The organism is Virgibacillus halodenitrificans (assembly GCF_001878675.1).
Lineage (GTDB): Bacteria > Bacillota > Bacilli > Bacillales > Amphibacillaceae > Virgibacillus_Q > Virgibacillus_Q halodenitrificans.
Window position 1 is genome coordinate 1,076,832 of sequence record NZ_CP017962.1, and the last position, 17,373, is coordinate 1,094,204.

At 34.3% G+C, this 17,373-nt stretch carries 29 protein-coding genes; all 29 read left to right on the forward strand.

What is annotated here, in order from left to right; all coding sequences use genetic code 11:
• Positions 1 to 15: 15 nt before the first annotated feature.
• A complete protein-coding gene (locus tag BME96_RS19525; RefSeq protein ID WP_156035952.1) occupies positions 16 to 189 on the forward strand; it encodes a hypothetical protein in 174 nt (57 codons plus the stop codon).
• 25 nt (positions 190 to 214) lie between these two features.
• Positions 215 to 643 carry a hypothetical protein gene (locus BME96_RS05585; RefSeq protein ID WP_071648544.1) on the forward strand — a complete coding sequence of 143 codons (429 nt, stop codon included), beginning with the start codon at positions 215 to 217 and terminating at the stop codon, positions 641 to 643.
• Between the two features lie 59 nt (positions 644 to 702).
• The gene (locus BME96_RS05590) at positions 703 to 996 is read left to right on the forward strand and encodes a hypothetical protein (protein WP_071648545.1); all 294 of its coding nucleotides are present in this window, start codon (positions 703 to 705) and stop codon (positions 994 to 996) included.
• 40 nt (positions 997 to 1,036) lie between these two features.
• A complete protein-coding gene (locus BME96_RS05595; protein ID WP_071648546.1) occupies positions 1,037 to 1,780 on the forward strand; it encodes a DUF5694 domain-containing protein in 744 nt (247 codons plus the stop codon).
• Positions 1,761 to 2,270 carry a hypothetical protein gene (locus BME96_RS05600; RefSeq protein WP_060678700.1) on the forward strand — a complete coding sequence of 170 codons (510 nt, stop codon included), beginning with the start codon at positions 1,761 to 1,763 and terminating at the stop codon, positions 2,268 to 2,270. Before BME96_RS05595 ends, BME96_RS05600 begins: the two co-directional genes overlap by 20 nt.
• A gap of 2 nt (positions 2,271 to 2,272) precedes the next feature.
• Complete coding sequence (locus tag BME96_RS05605) at positions 2,273 to 2,623, forward strand: DUF2200 domain-containing protein (protein WP_071648547.1); 351 nt, start codon at positions 2,273 to 2,275, stop codon at positions 2,621 to 2,623.
• A gap of 244 nt (positions 2,624 to 2,867) precedes the next feature.
• Complete coding sequence (locus tag BME96_RS05610) at positions 2,868 to 3,263, forward strand: HIT family protein (RefSeq protein ID WP_071648548.1); 396 nt, start codon at positions 2,868 to 2,870, stop codon at positions 3,261 to 3,263.
• 116 nt (positions 3,264 to 3,379) lie between these two features.
• Complete coding sequence (locus BME96_RS19530) at positions 3,380 to 3,553, forward strand: hypothetical protein (protein ID WP_156035954.1); 174 nt, start codon at positions 3,380 to 3,382, stop codon at positions 3,551 to 3,553.
• Between the two features lie 840 nt (positions 3,554 to 4,393).
• Positions 4,394 to 4,600, forward strand: coding sequence for a hypothetical protein (locus BME96_RS05620; protein ID WP_071648038.1), 207 nt, complete (start codon positions 4,394 to 4,396; stop codon positions 4,598 to 4,600).
• An 85-nt stretch (positions 4,601 to 4,685) separates the two neighbouring features.
• Positions 4,686 to 5,039 (forward strand): Fe3+-siderophore ABC transporter permease, encoded by a 354-nt coding sequence (locus tag BME96_RS05625; protein ID WP_071648550.1) that lies wholly within the window; start codon positions 4,686 to 4,688, stop codon positions 5,037 to 5,039.
• A 167-nt stretch (positions 5,040 to 5,206) separates the two neighbouring features.
• Positions 5,207 to 5,380, forward strand: coding sequence for a hypothetical protein (locus BME96_RS19775; protein ID WP_162985626.1), 174 nt, complete (start codon positions 5,207 to 5,209; stop codon positions 5,378 to 5,380).
• 796 nt (positions 5,381 to 6,176) lie between these two features.
• A complete protein-coding gene (locus BME96_RS20045; protein WP_269321199.1) occupies positions 6,177 to 6,299 on the forward strand; it encodes a hypothetical protein in 123 nt (40 codons plus the stop codon).
• A 32-nt stretch (positions 6,300 to 6,331) separates the two neighbouring features.
• Positions 6,332 to 6,490, forward strand: coding sequence for a hypothetical protein (locus BME96_RS19780; protein ID WP_197035843.1), 159 nt, complete (start codon positions 6,332 to 6,334; stop codon positions 6,488 to 6,490).
• Positions 6,491 to 6,764: 274 nt separating this feature from the next.
• Positions 6,765 to 6,962, forward strand: coding sequence for a hypothetical protein (locus tag BME96_RS05630; protein ID WP_071648551.1), 198 nt, complete (start codon positions 6,765 to 6,767; stop codon positions 6,960 to 6,962).
• 180 nt (positions 6,963 to 7,142) lie between these two features.
• Complete coding sequence (locus BME96_RS05635) at positions 7,143 to 7,517, forward strand: hypothetical protein (RefSeq protein WP_071648552.1); 375 nt, start codon at positions 7,143 to 7,145, stop codon at positions 7,515 to 7,517.
• 70 nt (positions 7,518 to 7,587) lie between these two features.
• Positions 7,588 to 8,028: a hypothetical protein gene (locus BME96_RS05640; RefSeq protein WP_071648553.1), complete on the forward strand. Its 441-nt coding sequence runs from the start codon at positions 7,588 to 7,590 to the stop codon at positions 8,026 to 8,028.
• A 213-nt stretch (positions 8,029 to 8,241) separates the two neighbouring features.
• Positions 8,242 to 9,018, forward strand: a complete 777-nt coding sequence (locus BME96_RS05645) for a class I SAM-dependent methyltransferase (RefSeq protein ID WP_071648554.1) — start codon at positions 8,242 to 8,244, stop codon at positions 9,016 to 9,018.
• Between the two features lie 102 nt (positions 9,019 to 9,120).
• Positions 9,121 to 9,639, forward strand: coding sequence for a P-loop NTPase family protein (locus BME96_RS05650; RefSeq protein WP_071648555.1), 519 nt, complete (start codon positions 9,121 to 9,123; stop codon positions 9,637 to 9,639).
• A gap of 129 nt (positions 9,640 to 9,768) precedes the next feature.
• Positions 9,769 to 10,638 (forward strand): alpha/beta hydrolase, encoded by an 870-nt coding sequence (locus BME96_RS05655; RefSeq protein WP_071648556.1) that lies wholly within the window; start codon positions 9,769 to 9,771, stop codon positions 10,636 to 10,638.
• Between the two features lie 135 nt (positions 10,639 to 10,773).
• Positions 10,774 to 11,607, forward strand: a complete 834-nt coding sequence (locus BME96_RS05660) for an alpha/beta hydrolase (protein ID WP_156035956.1) — start codon at positions 10,774 to 10,776, stop codon at positions 11,605 to 11,607.
• Positions 11,608 to 11,739: 132 nt separating this feature from the next.
• On the forward strand, positions 11,740 to 12,210 hold the full coding sequence (locus BME96_RS05665) for a GNAT family N-acetyltransferase (RefSeq protein ID WP_019376612.1): 471 nt from the start codon (positions 11,740 to 11,742) through the stop codon (positions 12,208 to 12,210).
• Positions 12,211 to 12,280: 70 nt separating this feature from the next.
• Entirely contained in the window at positions 12,281 to 12,733 is a 453-nt protein-coding gene (locus BME96_RS05670; RefSeq protein ID WP_071648558.1) for an NUDIX hydrolase, read from the forward strand.
• Between the two features lie 252 nt (positions 12,734 to 12,985).
• Positions 12,986 to 13,348: a hypothetical protein gene (locus BME96_RS05675; RefSeq protein ID WP_019376614.1), complete on the forward strand. Its 363-nt coding sequence runs from the start codon at positions 12,986 to 12,988 to the stop codon at positions 13,346 to 13,348.
• Positions 13,349 to 13,447: 99 nt separating this feature from the next.
• Entirely contained in the window at positions 13,448 to 13,954 is a 507-nt protein-coding gene (locus BME96_RS05680; protein WP_071648559.1) for an NUDIX hydrolase, read from the forward strand.
• 109 nt (positions 13,955 to 14,063) lie between these two features.
• On the forward strand, positions 14,064 to 14,609 hold the full coding sequence (locus BME96_RS05685) for a hypothetical protein (protein ID WP_071648560.1): 546 nt from the start codon (positions 14,064 to 14,066) through the stop codon (positions 14,607 to 14,609).
• Between the two features lie 138 nt (positions 14,610 to 14,747).
• Positions 14,748 to 15,185, forward strand: a complete 438-nt coding sequence (locus BME96_RS05690; protein ID WP_071648561.1) for an N-acetyltransferase — start codon at positions 14,748 to 14,750, stop codon at positions 15,183 to 15,185.
• A gap of 411 nt (positions 15,186 to 15,596) precedes the next feature.
• Entirely contained in the window at positions 15,597 to 15,647 is a 51-nt protein-coding gene (locus BME96_RS20150; protein ID WP_408068412.1) for a hypothetical protein, read from the forward strand.
• A gap of 320 nt (positions 15,648 to 15,967) precedes the next feature.
• Positions 15,968 to 16,402 (forward strand): GNAT family N-acetyltransferase, encoded by a 435-nt coding sequence (locus BME96_RS05695; protein ID WP_071648562.1) that lies wholly within the window; start codon positions 15,968 to 15,970, stop codon positions 16,400 to 16,402.
• A gap of 87 nt (positions 16,403 to 16,489) precedes the next feature.
• Complete coding sequence (locus BME96_RS05700) at positions 16,490 to 17,347, forward strand: alpha/beta fold hydrolase (RefSeq protein WP_083547543.1); 858 nt, start codon at positions 16,490 to 16,492, stop codon at positions 17,345 to 17,347.
• The last annotated feature ends 26 nt before the right edge of the window (positions 17,348 to 17,373 follow it).

Below are 17,373 nucleotides of genomic sequence, written 5' to 3' on the forward strand. Positions count from 1 at the left end.
CATTGGAGGGAAAGTATGAGGTTTGAACGTCTAGATTGGGCGTTGTTCACAGGGGTTTTTGTGGGGATAGCTATACTTATAATGGAATCCTTGATTAAAAACCCTCCATTCCTAATAACGATTTTCGTTGCGGGAGGAGCGGCATTTATTGGCGGGCTGCTAGGTAACAAACTTTTTCCACAGAAGTGATTACATAGATAAAAGGGGGAGAGAAATGGAGTATAAGTTAGACAATCAAAGGCTTCGTATGTTAATAATCGTTTTTCTTGTAATAAGCTGGAATATTGTTGCAGACTATTACGATTTTTCCTATCTGTTGCTACTCGCATTTTTACTTTTAGCCGTTGTTCTCGGATCCTTTCACTTCCATTTCAAAATTAATGAAGATCAATTAATCTACAAAGTTAGCTTTATGAAAATACGTGTGTTGGAGAAGCACATCTATCCCAATCAAATTGAGCGATTGAAATTTATTCGTGTAAACTGGGCAACAAAAGCTGCCATCATAAAAGTAAATAAAGGGTTGAACGTTCGCTTAGCCGTTCTAGAACCGAAAACGGCATATGATCACCTCCTTACATTTGCTAAAGAAAATCAGGTAGCAGTAGAAAAAACAAAGGATTATAGCATTCTTGAAAGATAATAATTCTAGCATTATTGCATTAACGGTATGTTGGAAAATAGGTGATAGGAGAGGAATACATGATGGGTTTATTGAATATCGGAAGTTTGATACTAGGAATCGTTGCGTGGGTACTCCCGGCAATTAGCTTGTTAAGCTACGACAAAACGAAAGTAAAAAAGTGGCCAATCCTCAGCATTACCGCCTGTGCTTTAGCTCTTTGTTTTCAAATTATCTATAACTACCACCTAGTAAAAATACAAGATTGGGCTGCACTCTTGGATACTACAGGAGCCGTTGTTTTCGCCTCGGTTGTGCTGTTGAGTGTTACTGTTTTATTAAACGCGATCACCTTCATCAAAACAGTAAAGTAGATACATAACAAAAACGCCCCCAAAGAATAGGAGGAATTGTTTGGTTAAAGAAAAACCAAAGCCACGAGTAATGATTTTAGGAACATTTCATATGCGACAAACACCCGATTTAGAGGGTGTGGATCTTCACTCCATTTCAAATTTGGAAAAACAGAATGAAATAAAAGCAGTTTTAATGGCTATACAAAAATTCAATCCAACAAAAATTGCGGTGGAAGTTGTAAAGGAAAACCAAGCTGCTTTAAATGAAGAATACCACCAATTTTTACAAGGGGAATTGGCTCTGGAAGTAAATGAAGTGCATCAATTCGGCTTCCGAGCAGCGGCTGAATTACATCATGAGAACGTCTATGCAATCGATTGGATGGGGGATGGAAGTAATCACGGTTTGGGCTCCGTTTTTGAATGGGCTCGAACCGAAAAACCTGAACTTTATAAGCAATTGAATGAATACTATCGTCCGAAATTAGAGTTTCCAGAAGAAGAAAACATATTTAAATTAATTCAAATGTGTAATGCTCCTGGAAGAATCAAACTTGATCATGAAATGTATTTGGCGATTGGCCGACTTCAGAAGGGTACAGAATATATAGGGATGGACTGGTTAAGCTGGTGGTATCAACGAAATCTCACTATCTATTCCAATATAGCAGAAATTACAAAAGAATCATCTGATCGTACACTGTTAATCATCGGTTCTGCACATGTTCACCTTCTAACCCAATTTCTAAAAGAAAGCGGTTTATATGAGGTGGTGGCAGCAAATGAGTATATTTACGAATGAGGAGATCTATTTTCGTGTATGGATGAAGGTGATGAAGAGACTGCTGACAACAATTCTAGCAATTATAATTTTTGCCACATTGTTTTCTGCAATATCATATGTCCCAAGTTCCCAACGTGAACCAAATGTTTACTATTTTGGTTTTTTAGAAACATTTCTATTTGTCGTTATCTATTCGGGACCTGTGTACTTTCTGGTAGGGTTACCTGCATCCATTATTATTGATAGGCTAGCACGTGTACTCGGGAAGCATTATGGTTGGAAGAAGTACTTTATTCAGTTTGGCTTATATTCCTTGGCTGGTGTTCTTGCTGGCTTTGTATTTAGTTTGTTTTTTGGAGGTACAATTAGCTCAGAAGAAGTTTTACCACTTTCTATATTGGGAGTGGCAGCAGCAATTATCTATTTTCATGTATCTTTATTGGTTTCGAAAATTAGAGTTGAAGAGAAACAGCAAAGACATTGGAGCAGAAAAAAGGAGGAGGACTAATAATGACAAAACATAAAATTTATACGATGCCAGTAGCAAACGTATATCCACATTATATTAACAAGGCAGAAAGAAAAGGGCGAACTAAATCAGAAGTCGATGAAATTATTCATTGGCTGACAGGTTACAGTCAGGAACAAATGGAGAGCTTGTTGGAAAACGAGACGGACTTTGAGACCTTTTTTGCAGAAGCTCCTGTATTGAACCCTTCGCGAAAAGCAATCAAAGGTGTAATTTGTGGTGTGCGTGTGGAGGACATCGAAGAGCAAACCATGCAGGAGATTCGTTATTTGGATAAGTTAGTCGATGAATTAGCAAAAGGCAAATCAATGGATAAAATATTACGGAAGTAAAACAACGATTATAAAACTAGCTTTTAGTTTTTGATTAATAAAAAGTACATCCCCGCACTTGTAGTTAACAGCAATTTATACATTTTAATTAGAAGGAGGCCCATCATTGGATTTTCTAGTCACTGTTGCGACCGTTATGGGTATCACTTTCCTAATCCTTTTTTTGGCCTATGTAAAAACACTTAGAGAAAAAGATCATGATGATGAAGCAAAGTAATTTTGACTGTATTGAAGGAGACTGAATATGGACAATTGTGTATTCTGCAAACCAGATTTAGAACCAGGGCAAAACATCGTTTTTAGCAATGAACACTGTCTGTTTTTACAGCTGGAAAGCTCGCAAATAAAAGGAAAAAACTTAGAAGGAGCAGGAATAATTGTACCCAAAAAACATCGGGTAACTGCATTTGATTTAACAGAGGAAGAATGGAATGCCACATACCGCTTACTTCAAGAAGTGAAACAATACATCGATAAGAAGCATCACCCTGATGGATACAATCTTGGCTGGAATTGTGGGGAAGTCGGAGGCCAACATATTTTCCATGCACATTTTCATGTTTTACCACGATACAAAGATGAGCCACTTGCCGGAAAAGGAATCCGGTTTATGTTTAAGGGAGAAGCAAATCAGAGATAAGTTGGGAAGTAGCTTGATTATCGTGTTTGAAAAATATAACCAGCCGCTAACTAAATAAAGAAGTACCTTTCTATTTAGAAGTATTAAACAAATTAATAGATTTTGGGGGCTTTCTAATGAATGAAATTGTATGGGGAGATGTACTGATTCAGCTTGGGTTTCTCGTGATTTTGTTAGTAATTACTGCATTTATTATCTATGCCATCCGCACATGGGTAAAACGGTCAAACCAAATGAATCGAATCAAAATGAAGTTAGAGAATCTAAGTGAACGTAAGAAGGATCATTGATTTTCTTGATATATGAAACTTTTAGGTAGTTAATTATCATGTAAATTTTAAAAAAGAGGATCAGGATTAAGTGTCCAAGGTATTTTTGACAAAGTTGCTAGAATTACTCTAGGAAAACATGAGCAATTCGATGATTTGGGTACAGGTAAACAGCCACTAGATCTACTGAAAATACAATTGGATGGATTAGAAATACCAAATTTAGCTGAGTTCGATCCGTGTCATAACCTTTCCCTCCACTGACCATTGGTAAAAAGGTTAAATTAGACACACTTGAAGGAAAAAAGTCCTTTGCATGGAAAATTGGCTAGATTTCTCTACTTGTATATAGAAAATTAATTTACCTTTCATCAGTAAGGTTTCTCTGAGCCAGTAATTCTGTGAATTTCTTAAAAGGAATGGAGTGGGAAAGGAAATAGGTATGAAATGAATACATATAGACTTTTAAATATAATTGGCTTGGGATCAATATTGTCAGTAATCGTTTATTTTGTAGCTTATGCTCATGAGTACAGTAAAGAGAAAATTATTTCAGGGTTGGTATTCTACTTTGCAGCAACCGTTATATATTTTTTATTTCTCTTTCTTTATCACAAAAGTAAACTAGGTCAAAAAATCACTTTGTATGGTTTAAGTGCAATTGCTCTGGTTTTAATTTATCTTCTTTTAGGGTGAGGGGAATAAGTTAAAATGCTTTTTACACTCATTAAAACGCAGGTGTTGGACACCAAACACTGTTCCAGAATCGGGCCATTTTGTTTAACTAGTGGTCTGTGTGGTAACCTAAAATTAAGAACTATTTCCGACCGTTGAAATGATTTAAAGTGAGGGTGAATAGCAATGGAATATAGTAATGTAAATAATTCAAATAAAAAAATGGGATTAGTGGTTGGCGAACTCATAATTGGATTGTTTATGATTTTTGATATTTATTTATTCATGACAAAAGTAGAATTAGCTCCTAGATTATTAGCTGGTGGCTCATTTGTATTGTTATTAGGTTTGTTTATTTTTGGTCTTAAAAAAATAAACAATATCGAGAAATGAATGTAAGCAATCGGGCGCGTACACGGAAGAACGATCTAGACTTTTTTAAACGATCGGGCCAGCCGAACAGTGGGATGGGGAGTATATGGGGACATTGCAGATTTTATTTTTAATTGTAATTTGGGTTTTACCAGCAATTCTTTCTATAAACACTTATTGTAAAATGGACAAAAAAGAACAGCAAGAATTAAAAAATGAGTTTAAAAACCCTTTTGCTCTGTTTGGAGTCGGGTTTGTTGTTATAGGTTTATTATTATTCTCTTCTGGTTACATTTCGTCTCTGAAATTGCCTCAGCATATAGGTGCAATTATGGTAGTGACTAGTTGGTTTACTACAAGTATCGTAAGTAGGAAAAGGAAAAAAGTAAGTTTTGTAACAAGTATTGCATTGATATTATTGGGAGTAATAGGTATAGCAGTTTATAGTTGTTTGATTTAAACAATCGGGCGCAGTTGTGGAAGAAGCACTGAGCGTGAATTAGACTATTTTGTCGAGTAATAAAATTGAATTGTAGTTGTTCTTTATACCTAAAGATACACTACTTTTTCAGAAATGGTCTGTTTTGTGAAGTAAAAATGGTTTTTGAAAATTAGGGAGGAAGATTTATGGAAACCTTTGGAAGAGGTTGCTTGTATTGTATTATTGGTGTAGCAGTATTGTTGTTTATTTCATTTATTCTGCAAACGCATATTAACATTCCATGGTTTATTGCCATTCCGTTAATTGCTTTGGCATTTTGGGCAGCGAGCAAAAAGACAAACAGCAGAGAGGACGAATAAATATTCTTACATAAACAATATCTTGGGACTAATTTTCTTCTCTACTAAAGTAACAGTTGTCAGTAAAATGATTATTCCAGAAAAGGGCGCCTTAATGGAATACCAAAGTGTCTTGTTTTTTCGTTTTGCGCATTTTATAGCATAAAAAATCACCTCAATAATAGGATGCTTTCCATGAATGAGAAGCCTTTTGTTAAGCAAGTGGATTTAATTGAAAAATGAAATAACGAAGATGAAAGTGTGTACAAACGGTGAATTCGTGGTATACTGAACATAGAAAGATTATTGATGCATACACTAGTAAAGACCGTTCCATGCTGAAACATGGAACGGTCATAATAGACCGAACCCCATCAAGAGGGGCTAGGCGCATTCAGGAAAGTAATCCCTCAAAGGCCGTGCAAACCACATGAGGGATTATTTTTTATTTTTATCGGACATGATAAACGCAATTAACATGCCAAATGAAACCATCAGCATTAGAACGCTTATTATATCCATAGGCGCCACCTCCCTTCTTGGAAATTCCGAAGAAGGTTACCAGTGCGCCACCCCTCATGTAAAGCCAGTCTATTAAATTATATTATAACATATTGCTATCATTCTATAATAAATTACAACTAAATAAACTGATTTATTTGTAAACCACCGAAAGAGTTCTCTTAACAATGATTGCGCCCTGATTGGTTGCTATTATCTAATGAAATTCGCTTGAATACCATACATAAGGATCATTTAATTTAAAAAGGTTTATTTAACCAACAGAGCAAATAGTTCAATTATACAGGGGGATTTTATGAAAAAGGTTCTCATATTAATCTTTGTAATTGGATTTGTATTAGTGGGATGTGAAAGTGAAACAAACGAAGAAATAACTAATGAACCGAATGAAAGTGATTCTGAAAATGCTATAATCTAAATTCCAAAAACAATTAACAGGAGGAGTATAATTTGGGCATGTGGTGGAGAATCATTCGTTTATTAATCCTTGCTGCTGGTATAGGTATAGCTTTCTACTTCTTTGATGGATGGCTAGAATATATAAGTGTGGTGGTACTTGCAACAATTATTACAATCGTTTTAGACAAATTTGAAGACCGCACCTCTTGAATAAGTGTGTCCAATATTATAGTGATCTATTGTGATATGTGTTCTCTTGCAGTAACGGGATTGTTAAGGATGTTAGTTATTATCATAATTGTAATCGGTTTCTTTTCGCTATATTTCTTAATGAGTCATTTTATTTTAAAAACGAAAATTAAACATTGTAGAAAAAAGATTACACCCGATTTCAAAAGATAGAAATAAATTGTTTTTAATTATAGAATTCATAGCTATTTTTATTGTAACTATTAATGCTTAACAAGCAAGGAGGAGATTGAGAGTGAGTAATGTTGGTTTGCTTTTAATCGGACTTTCTCTATTAACCTTGGTAATGGTAATCATTTTATCAAGGGTGGCAGAGGCTATATTTATTATTAGTAATTACGTAGGTGACATAATACCCTACTTTGTTTATGTCCTAATAGGAATTGTGTTTTTATTTGGAGTGACTTTGGTTCTTTTGGATAAACGAAGATGATTTACGATGTTCAAGAATAGGCCATTTCATCATAGATGAGTCAAATCATGAAAAAGGGAAGTAATATAAATAAGAAAGTTGTTTGGATAACCTTTAGTATAATACTGATCACTTATAGAAATGAATCCAATAACGCATTAAGAGTACAAAATCATTTGTTTATTGGTAGGATGACAGTGAATGTTTTCTAAAACAAGTAAACATGTGGCATGTTTGTTTACTCTATTTGTTGTTGTTTCTTTATTAGGGTGTCAACATTTAAAGAACACTGTGATGGAAACTGATGAAACATTAGTATATAACGAAAGCGTTACAATAGAAAACTTGGAGCGTATTAAGCTTGGCAACAGTGAAACTGGTGAAGGTGGTTCAACTTATGATGAAGTGATGAAAATGATGGGAGGGCAGCATCCGGCGGATAGGTCAGAGCATGAGGAAAATGGTACCTCGATTATTGAAGCTAAATGGCAGAGAGATGATTTAGGTTTTAAATTTATTACTGTAACTTTTGTTAATGAAAAAGCGATTGGTAAATTTCAAAAAGGGTTAAAATAAAGATTTTGTTCGCAAGAGGGCTCTTTTCTTTAGAAATAATAGTTAGTAATGCTAGGGCAAGGAGGCTAGTATGAAATATAAACACTTATTATTTTTAATAGCGTCATATATTTTGGCTTTTTCAGTAAATTTAATGCCTTCCATAATGTATCCAGATTTAAATGTGGACGGTTTCAATTTACTGGTATCATTATTGTTTATGTTTTTATTACTTTTGTACTCCAGAAGAGGAAGTAAGAAGTTGAAGGTGTTTGCAGTATTAGGAGTTATTTCAGGTATTCTTGTATTCTTCATTACAACATTTGAACACGCTATGTTTGATAATATCATTTTAGATTCAATAGCATCATTGCAGTATCCTTTTTACTTGATTTTTATCACGCCAGTGTTTGGAGGAAATATATTATTCGACCTAAGTTACGGGTCATACTCCTTGTTAATGTCATTGTTTTATGGAATTATTTTCGGTTTAACAATTTATTTTAAAAAGAAGGATGAAATAGCCGTTTAATTCCACAAAAATAAACGGGTGATTTAGTTAAGAGCATATTTCAGAATAGGACACACTACTTAAACCAATGTTTCCTTCAATATAGTACCAGAAAAAAAATGATAACTAAAATTTATCTATTTATATTGGAAAATAGTATTTTTAATTATAGTTACTTCTAGGTATAATTTATGTAGACAGAAAAATGGGAAATATTGAGAGGGTGGATGCGACATGGGGATGGACTTTCATAACCAACAGAATCGTCTAACTTATACCACACGGGAAGCTAACAAATCATGGATTGAAACAATAAGCAAACTTATATCCATTAACGATATCTCAAAGGCTGCAGATATTGGATGTGGTGGAGGAATTTATTCGAAGGCAATGGCGGAAGTCGGTGTAACCTCTGTTACTGGTGTTGATTTTTCTGAGGCGATGCTTGAAGGGGCTAAAGAACATTGTGAGGGTTACGAAAATATTTCACTCCGGTATGGCAACGCTCTAGAAACAGGATTGGATGATAATAGTTATGATTTAGTTCTTGAGAGAGCGTTAATACACCATATTAAAGATTTACAACCATGTTTTGAAGAAGCATATAGGATTTTACAAAATGATGGGATTTATATTATTCAAGATCGTACTCCTGAAGATTGTTTACTAGAAGGTGATGAGAAACATATCAGAGGGTATTTCTTTGAACTTTTCCCACAACTAATTGAAAAGGAGACTAAACGTAGATTTCATAGTCAATTTGTAATTAACACACTTAAGGCAGCAGGATTTAAACATATCAAAGAAGAAAAGTTTTGGGAAGTAAGAAAAGTGTATGAAAATAAAGAGCAGTTGTTTAAAGATTTGAGTGAACGAACAGGAAGAAGCATTTTGCATGAGTTAGACGATGAAGAATTGAAATCGTTAATAGCTCATATTGATAAATCAATAACAACAAATCAAGATCTAATTGAAAAAGACAGGTGGACAATCTGGAAAGCAGTGAAATAGTTAGTAGCTTTTTGCCAAAGTGGATGGAATGAAATAAGCGTAATAATCGACTGAAAATTATATAATTTGATAAAGAAAATCATGAAGGATTAGGTGTTTTTATTGAAAAAGACAACTCCTAAAAGAATCCATATAATTGGTTCTGTTGGAAGTGGTAAAACAACTTTAGCAAAGGAATTATCTTTTAAATTCGATATCCCATATTATGAATTAGATAATGTAGTTTGGAAAAGGCATAGTTCTGGAGATATAAGAAGGACTGAACAAGAGAGGGAAAGGTATTTAAATAATATATTACAATCAGACAGTTGGATCATAGAAGGAGTTCATCAAGAGGATTGGGTTAGCAATTGTTTTCAAAGTGCTGATTTAATTATTTTTTTGGATACAAAATACTCGATTAGAATATACCGGATTATTAAGAGATTCTTTAAACAAAAACTTCGATTGGAGAGGTCAAATTACCAACCAACAGTACATATATTCTTTAAAATGTTTAAATGGAATCGTTATTTTGAGGAAGTAGGAAAGGTTAATTTCTTTAATAAATATGGCATACATAAAATTAAAATAGAAATCCATAACAGCACAACAAACAGTGTTAAGAAATACTTCAATTAAAGAGCACTTATCAGGCAATCCCTCGCGATGTGAAGTAAATGTGTTTTCAAGGGTAAATAGCAATTAGTTGGAGATAGTAGGCAGGTTCGAATAGTACTGCAGAAAGAACAGTGGGGAAGGGGGAGGCGAATGAAAAGTCGAACATCGATACTTTTATTATGTGCCATAGGGGTGCTTATCATTGTGGCCGTAATTTATTTCTTCCAAGAAACAGAAAGCAGTTCTGCCGGGCCCAGCACCAACAAACAAATACTTTTGAAAGAAGCAAAAACATGGTCTGAAAACCTGGAGCCCGATACATTGAAGCTAATATCGTTTGACGAGTTAACATTAAAAGCAGCATTTGTTACGAATGGATCAAATACAAAAAATTTGGCTATCCTTGCACACGGATTCGGTAGTGCAAAAGAAGATATGAGGCTCTTAGCAAAATTTTATTACGACCAGGGATTTAATATTCTTATGCCTGATTCCCGTGGTAATGGCGACAGCAAAGGAAACGTATTAAGTTATGATTGGCATGATCATCTTGTCGTAGATATGGTGGACTGGATACATATGATTCTTGATGAATATGGGGCGAAAAATATTATTTTACACGGGGAATCAATGGGGGCGGCAGTTGTACTGGGGGCAAGCGGCAAAAATCTGCCACCCGAAGTGAAAGGTATTGTTGCGGACAGTAGTTATACATCAGTAAAAAAACAGTTGACCTACCTAGGTGAAGAAAAACTTTTATCAAAGATGGAGTCAGGTTTTAGACTTGAGAAAACATCTGCTGTCGAGCAGGTGACAAAAAATACACGCCCAATATTTATAATTCATGGTAAAGCAGATAATAGCGTTCCAACAAAAATGGGACAACGTATTTATGATGCCGCAGGTGGCGATAAAAGAATATGGCTTGTACCTGGCGCTGATCATTTGAAGGTCTTCGAAACCGTAACGGAAGAATTTTATGAACGTGTAGGAGCATTTATCAATGATGCGATTGATTAAGTAACCGGAAGACTTTCAACGTTATATCTCCGAGAATTGATTTATTCCGGAAAAGAGCCCAATCTCGAATAAAGCAGGCATTCATTAATAAGTCGGATTGAAGGAAGTTTTTAAGTGAATAATTGGGAGGAAGCAATGAATTCTAAAATAATTACATTAGAAAATAAATTAAATGTAAAAGTAAATATGTGGGGAGGTAACCATAAATCATCAGTGATTCTTTTGCATGGCTTAGGAAGCACTGGTAAAAGTTTTAGTGAATTGGCTGCTATACTTAGTCAGAATAATAATGTATATGCTTTTGATTTACCTGGCCACGGAACTTCAACATATCTCGACCATGAAGATTTTTTCTCGATGGAGTCATTAGCAGACTGGGTAAAGGAAGTTGTTAACTACTTAAATGTAGATAACTTTCATATTGTGGGTCATTCTGTTGGAGGAAACATTGGTCTTGCCTTCGCAAAAAAATATATTTTGAAGTCATTAATCCTACTTGATGGGGGATATATCCGAGCAAAAAACATCCCGGATAATACCCTTGAAGACGAAATAAAAATGACTGAACAACATATTGAAAATTTTACTTTTTCCTCTTGGGAAGCATATGAGAAAGAGCTATTCAATGATGGGATGTCTCAAATGCATATCGATCTGTCAAAAGATAGTATGAAAAGTGAAAATAGGATGATTAAATTGATTGTTAATCCTAAAGTGGCAAGTCATATCGTTAGACAGAAGTATAATGAACCAACCGATGAAACGCTAATGGCTGTTAGTTCAAAAGTATTATTACTAAGGAGCACCATACCTCAAGAATTTAATTACTTAAGAGACAAAGAAACAAAACGCTTTAATCAAAGTATAAATACAACTGTAGTTAACGTAAAAAATGCCTCACATGATATCTATTGGGATAATCCATTATTTGTAGGTGAACAAATTAATGAGTGGATAATGAAGCTTTAATTTGATTAATGTTATGACCTTAATCGCCTGCAGTTGTGGAATAAGGGCAGTCCTCAATTAAACTAGATTTTGCATATAATCATCTTTTAGGTGACGCTGTAAAAAGTCTAAAATAACTTGGTAGGTGAATGTATGAAAGTTAGTCTTGTTAAAGGAACAGAAAATGATGCAGAAGCTATTTTTGATCTACAAGTAAAGGCATTTACACCCTTGTTAGAGAAGTACAATGATTATGATGTAAATCCGGCAAAAGAAACTATTGATAGAGTAGTAGAGAGAATAAATAGACCTAATGGAGGTTTTTACAAGATATTAGTTGGCAGTGAAATTGTTGGTGCTATGTGCATCTTTCGGGAAGAGAATGTACGGTTTTGGATTAGCCCAATGTTTATTTTACCTTCTTATCAAGGTAAGGGAATAGCTCAGAAGGCAATGATTTTAATGGAAAGAATGTTCCCTGAAGCCACCAGTTGGGAATTATCTACAATATTAGAAGAAGCTCGAAATTGTTACCTTTATGAAAAAATGGGATATAGCCAAACAGGAGTACGCAGAATTATAAATGATAATACGACGCTTGTTTTTTATAAAAAGTCTTGTTAAGCAAACGAGTACTTCATTATTAAAAGCAATGTTCATCAGGTTGGTTATATGCTAAAGGGGGGATTTTTAAGTGGATTATGTATGTGAGATAAGAAAACTGGTTGGTCACAGACCTTTAATATTAACTGGTTCGGTGGTTCTTATTTTAAACGAAAACAATGAATTATTATTACAGCATAGAACTGATGGGGGATGGGGATTGCCAGGAGGATTAATGGAATTAGGAGAAAGCTTAGAAGATACTGCGAGAAGAGAAGTAAAAGAAGAGACAAACCTTGAGATTGAAAAGCTTAAATTGTTAGGAGTATTTTCTGGTGAAGACTACTACTTTAAGGTTTCTAATGGTGATGAATTATATTCTGTAACTGCTGTTTATGTAACAAGAAATATAAAGGGTAAGATTGAATATGAACCAACTGTATCATACGACGTTCAGTACTTTGGTATTAAGAATTTACCTGAGGGATTAACTAAAGAATATCGTAGCTACATAGATCCTTTCATTGAAGAATTATGTAAATAGACTTAGATTTTCTTTATCTCCCAGATAGATAATTAGCTTAACAAAATACTTCTGTATATATTATTTTAACCTTTCATAAAAGGACGTTAATTCGTAATAAGAATTTGCGACAATACTTAAAAAGGGTAAAAATCCATATTTTTGATTGTAAGGGGGCTTAAAAATGAGGAAAATTACTGGTTTCGTTGTTATCTTATTGTCAGTTTTTATATTTAGTGGCTGAATAATGGATTGTCTGGGAGCAAGCCACCTTTGGTCTCTATAAAGATTGATAATAAAGAATATGATACCAAACTAGGTACATATTGTTGGAATGGGAACTGTGTGGATACCGTTGGACCAGTAGAGCTGTTGAAAGAAAAAGCCCCTGTACAAGTACATGCTGGTGGGCAAATCACATTGAACATGAAGTACACACCAAAACCTAATGAAACTTATCTTTCACAGATAAATAATGATGGTGAAACGGAAATTAAATTAAAGCATAATCAGTTTAAAGCTCCTGATGAAAAAGGCATTTATTTTTATGCCTATAGTGTGTGGTGGATGGATGAAGAAGATGAAAATTTATCTCACGGTGATGCTTTCTATGCTTTTGTCATAAAGGTTCAATAACAGAGTGTGAGTAGGTACATTTGAGAAGATAAGAAGTAAAGATAAATCAAAAGGTAAAAGGCTATTTAATATAGAAATAAAATAGGGGGTGCTTTTTAGGTGGGTATGTCTGATTATTATAAAAACCTTCGAGAAAAGGTAGGAAATGAATTATTATTTATGCCTAGTGTTGCAGGAGTTGTTCGAAATGTTAAAGGAGAAATTTTATTTCAGAACAAAGGAAACGGAGAGAAGTGGAGTCTACCGGCTGGAGGGATAGAAGTTGGAGAGGCACCAGCAGAAGCCGTTGCTCGTGAAGTTTGGGAAGAGACAGGTCTAATTGTTGTTCCTAAGAAATTATTAGGAGTATTTGGAGGCAAGGATTTTCGATATGAATATCCTAACGGTCACCTAGTAGAATATAATACCTATGTTTTTGAGTGTGAAATAAAAACCGGTGTTCAAAATCCAATAGATAGCGAAACTACTGAATTGCGTTATTTTAGTTTAGAAGACATGCCTGAACTAGCCTTGCCGTACCCAAAATCGCTATTCTTGTCAGAGGAAAACAAGGAAGTATATTTTCAGTGGAACGATCGGTGGTTGGATAACTTATCTCTTTATTAACAATCGTACGCAGTTATCTAAAAGTTACTAGTTCCTGAACTGTTATACAGGGACATTGTTGTGCAGGGAGGAATTAAAAATAAGGAAATATTTTATAGTACTAGTACTGATGGTTGTCTTACTTATTGCAGGTTGTAGTTCCTCAGAAAAGATTGATAGTAAAGCATTAGAAAAAATTGAAGTGAAAAAGACAACGGATGAAACCGTTCAAGATGACTTTATCTTCCGATTGGTGAGCAAAAAAGACCATTATAAAAAAGGTGAAGAGGTTATACTGTACGGCGAAATTGTATATAAAGGCGATAAAGAAGAAGTTAATATTAACCATGCTTCCTCTGCTATCTTTTTTAATATACGAGAAGAAACAAGAGGATACGAAATAGGTTATGCTGTAAAAGATATCGGATTAACCACAACACTTCATAGATTAGGAAGTCCTTACCGAAAGCAATATACAAAAAATGTTGTTAACAACCCAGAAGCTGAGGCAAAGGATTACGAGGAGTTAATGGAAGATTTTTTAAACAATGATGGTTTTCCTCCTGGCTATTACAAAGTAAAAGGGCATACGGACTTTTCTTTATCGTCTGAAGGAGAACTGGAACAGAAGAAATTTAATATGGAAGCAGCAATTGATTTTAAAGTTGTTGAGTAGAATGACAAGATAGATCTAGGTTACCTTCTGTGGGAAAATATCTCACGGATCTATAAAACTATCGTTGGTTAATATCCGTATACTGCCACCGGAAGTACTGAAATCTCTGGGATTACGGGTTAAACGGAAAGGAACATTATGATAAGAGAATATAAGGATACCGATATTGATAAATTAATTGACATTTGGTTTGAAGGTTCATTACAGGCACACGATTTTATTGATTCTGCTTATTGGGAATCTCAAATTAAAGAGATGAAGGATAAATATATTCCAATGTCAGAAACATATGTCATGACTGAGCAAACAAAAATAATAGGTTTTGTTTCAATGGTAGAGGATTATTTGGCAGCACTATTTATTGATGTTGCATATCAAAATAATGGTGCTGGAAAAGAGTTATTGAAATTTGTAAAGAGACAAAGAAATGAAATTCAGTTAAAAGTCTACAAAGAAAATTTCTCAGCAATACGTTTTTACGAAAAGAATGAATTTATTATAAAAAAAGAATTAACAGATGAGTCAACTAATAAACAAGAGTATTTAATGGGATGGACTAAAGACACAAACAACTAGAAAGCATCTGGTGAAAATTAATGAAAGATCATACATATAAGTAATCGAGTTGTTATAAAAAATGATAATGATTAGGTTGTCTTATGTATGATTATGATGAAGTTATTGATTAAGGAATAGTTCTTACTCCGTTCAGACTCTCCAAGAGAAAAAGTATTCCCAACCGGGCAATTTAGTTTAATATACTTTCTTAAAATAAGCCCTGAGAAAACAAGCTTTTATTAGTCAAATAGGTTGTAAGGAAAATTGAAATTATTCTTTAAACTTCTAAGGCTAGTGATATAATGGAAATAAGCAATAATCGCATTTTCTTTAAGGGAGGTCGGCGCATTCCTATCGGTTGTAGTGTCATACGATACGCTATAACGGAAGGAGGTGTTGCCCTTGTCTGTTTTTGAGACTTTGGTTCTAATGATCGCTTTTGCAACACTCGTTATAACGATTATAGACCATAAAAAATAGACCTCCCTTAGTTTACCAGGCTAGTGAGGTCTATTCCTTGCTCGCGCTGACCCCTCTTGAAGGGGAGCGATTCATTGCTGACCGGAGATATTAGCGTATCTTCGGTCTTTCTTAGCTTATGCTTTTTTTCTTCTCTCTATGTTTATTATAACACGAAAAAGTGATTTGCAAACAAGACTGGGGTTAAAAATTGCGTGTGCATGGCAAATTTTTGAGAGCGCTTTAATTTAACTTCCATACTTTCAGCTTTTCTGAATAAGCTTATGTAGCCTTCTGACACCGGGTAAGCTTATTTTTATAGGAAAGGAGGAGAGCTTTCTTTGAAACTGCTTAATATTGATGGGTTTCCTAATGCAGAGTTACTAAATAAAGTTTTGAATTTACACGATAGCATATTTAAGGACGCTGCCACACTGATTAGCAAAGCTGAAAATAAGTCAAAAGTAGTCTTTAATTTAGCTTTGGAGGATGAAGAAATTATTGGTTACAAAATTGGTTACGAGTTAGAACCGAACCTTTTCTATAGTTGGCTTGGTGGGGTTGATGAAAGTCATAGAAACAAAGGTGTAGCTTCCAAACTAATGGATCAACAACATCTGTATTTAATAGAGAAAGGTTATGAAATCGTTCAAACAAAAACTAAAAATAAATGGCGTGGTATGCTCGTTTTGATTATAAAAAGTGGGTTTGATGTGATCGGAACATATACGGATAATGAAGGCGAACCGAAGATAATTCTTGAAAAAAGATTATAAAAATACATGGCAGTCGAACGCAACAAAGCACAAGAAAATGAGACCAACCTTGTAAAAACTGGTCAGCTAGTTAAGCAAGAAAGGAAAATGTCAGTGGGTATTTGGGAAAGAAAGTTACTTAATACAACTCGTGGTGTTTTTGAAATATTTATAAAAGGTGAAGGAAGACCAGTATGTGTTGCTCATCATTACTCTGTTTTTAACCAAACAGGTGACTATTTTGCGGAATCACTCACAAATGCGAATAGAGTATTTTTAGTTAATTTAAGAGAAACAGGTAATTCAGAGGAAGCAAAAGAGCCTTATCAATTAAGCATGCTGGAAACCATATTTGATTTAGAAGCTATCCGTGAAGAACTTGAATTAGATGAATGGGGATTTGCAGGCCATTCGACTGGTGGAATGTTAGGGGTGATTTACGGAATATATTTTTCAAATAGGTTAAGTTTTAACCTCATTGTAGGAGCAGCGGCAAGAGAGTATATGACCTTCTCAAAAGATTGCATTTATAATTCTAATCATCCTAAGTTTTTCAGAATGCAAGAACTGAACGAAACCTTAAAATGTTCAGATCTAACATTAGACAAAAGAAATGCATTAAAAACTGAGAGGACAAAGTTATCGTTATATGAACCTGAAAACTATGATGCACTTTTCTCACGAGACATTATTAAGGGAATATCTGCAATTCGTATGGATTTCTTTAATAGAGAGGTGCAGGTATATGATGTAACGAAAAAGTTGGAATTAATATCATGTCCTACTTTAATAATTTGTGGAAGATATGATGTCCAGTGTCCGGTTAAATACTCAATTGAAATGCATGATGGGATTGCTAATTCAAAATTAGTTATTTTTGAGAAAAGCAATCATTATCCTTTTCTGGAAGAAGCAGAACGATTTAAGAAAGAATATAAATTATTTATAAAGGAATATCTTCAGTAGTGCTCACAGCTATTTTTTGATTATCT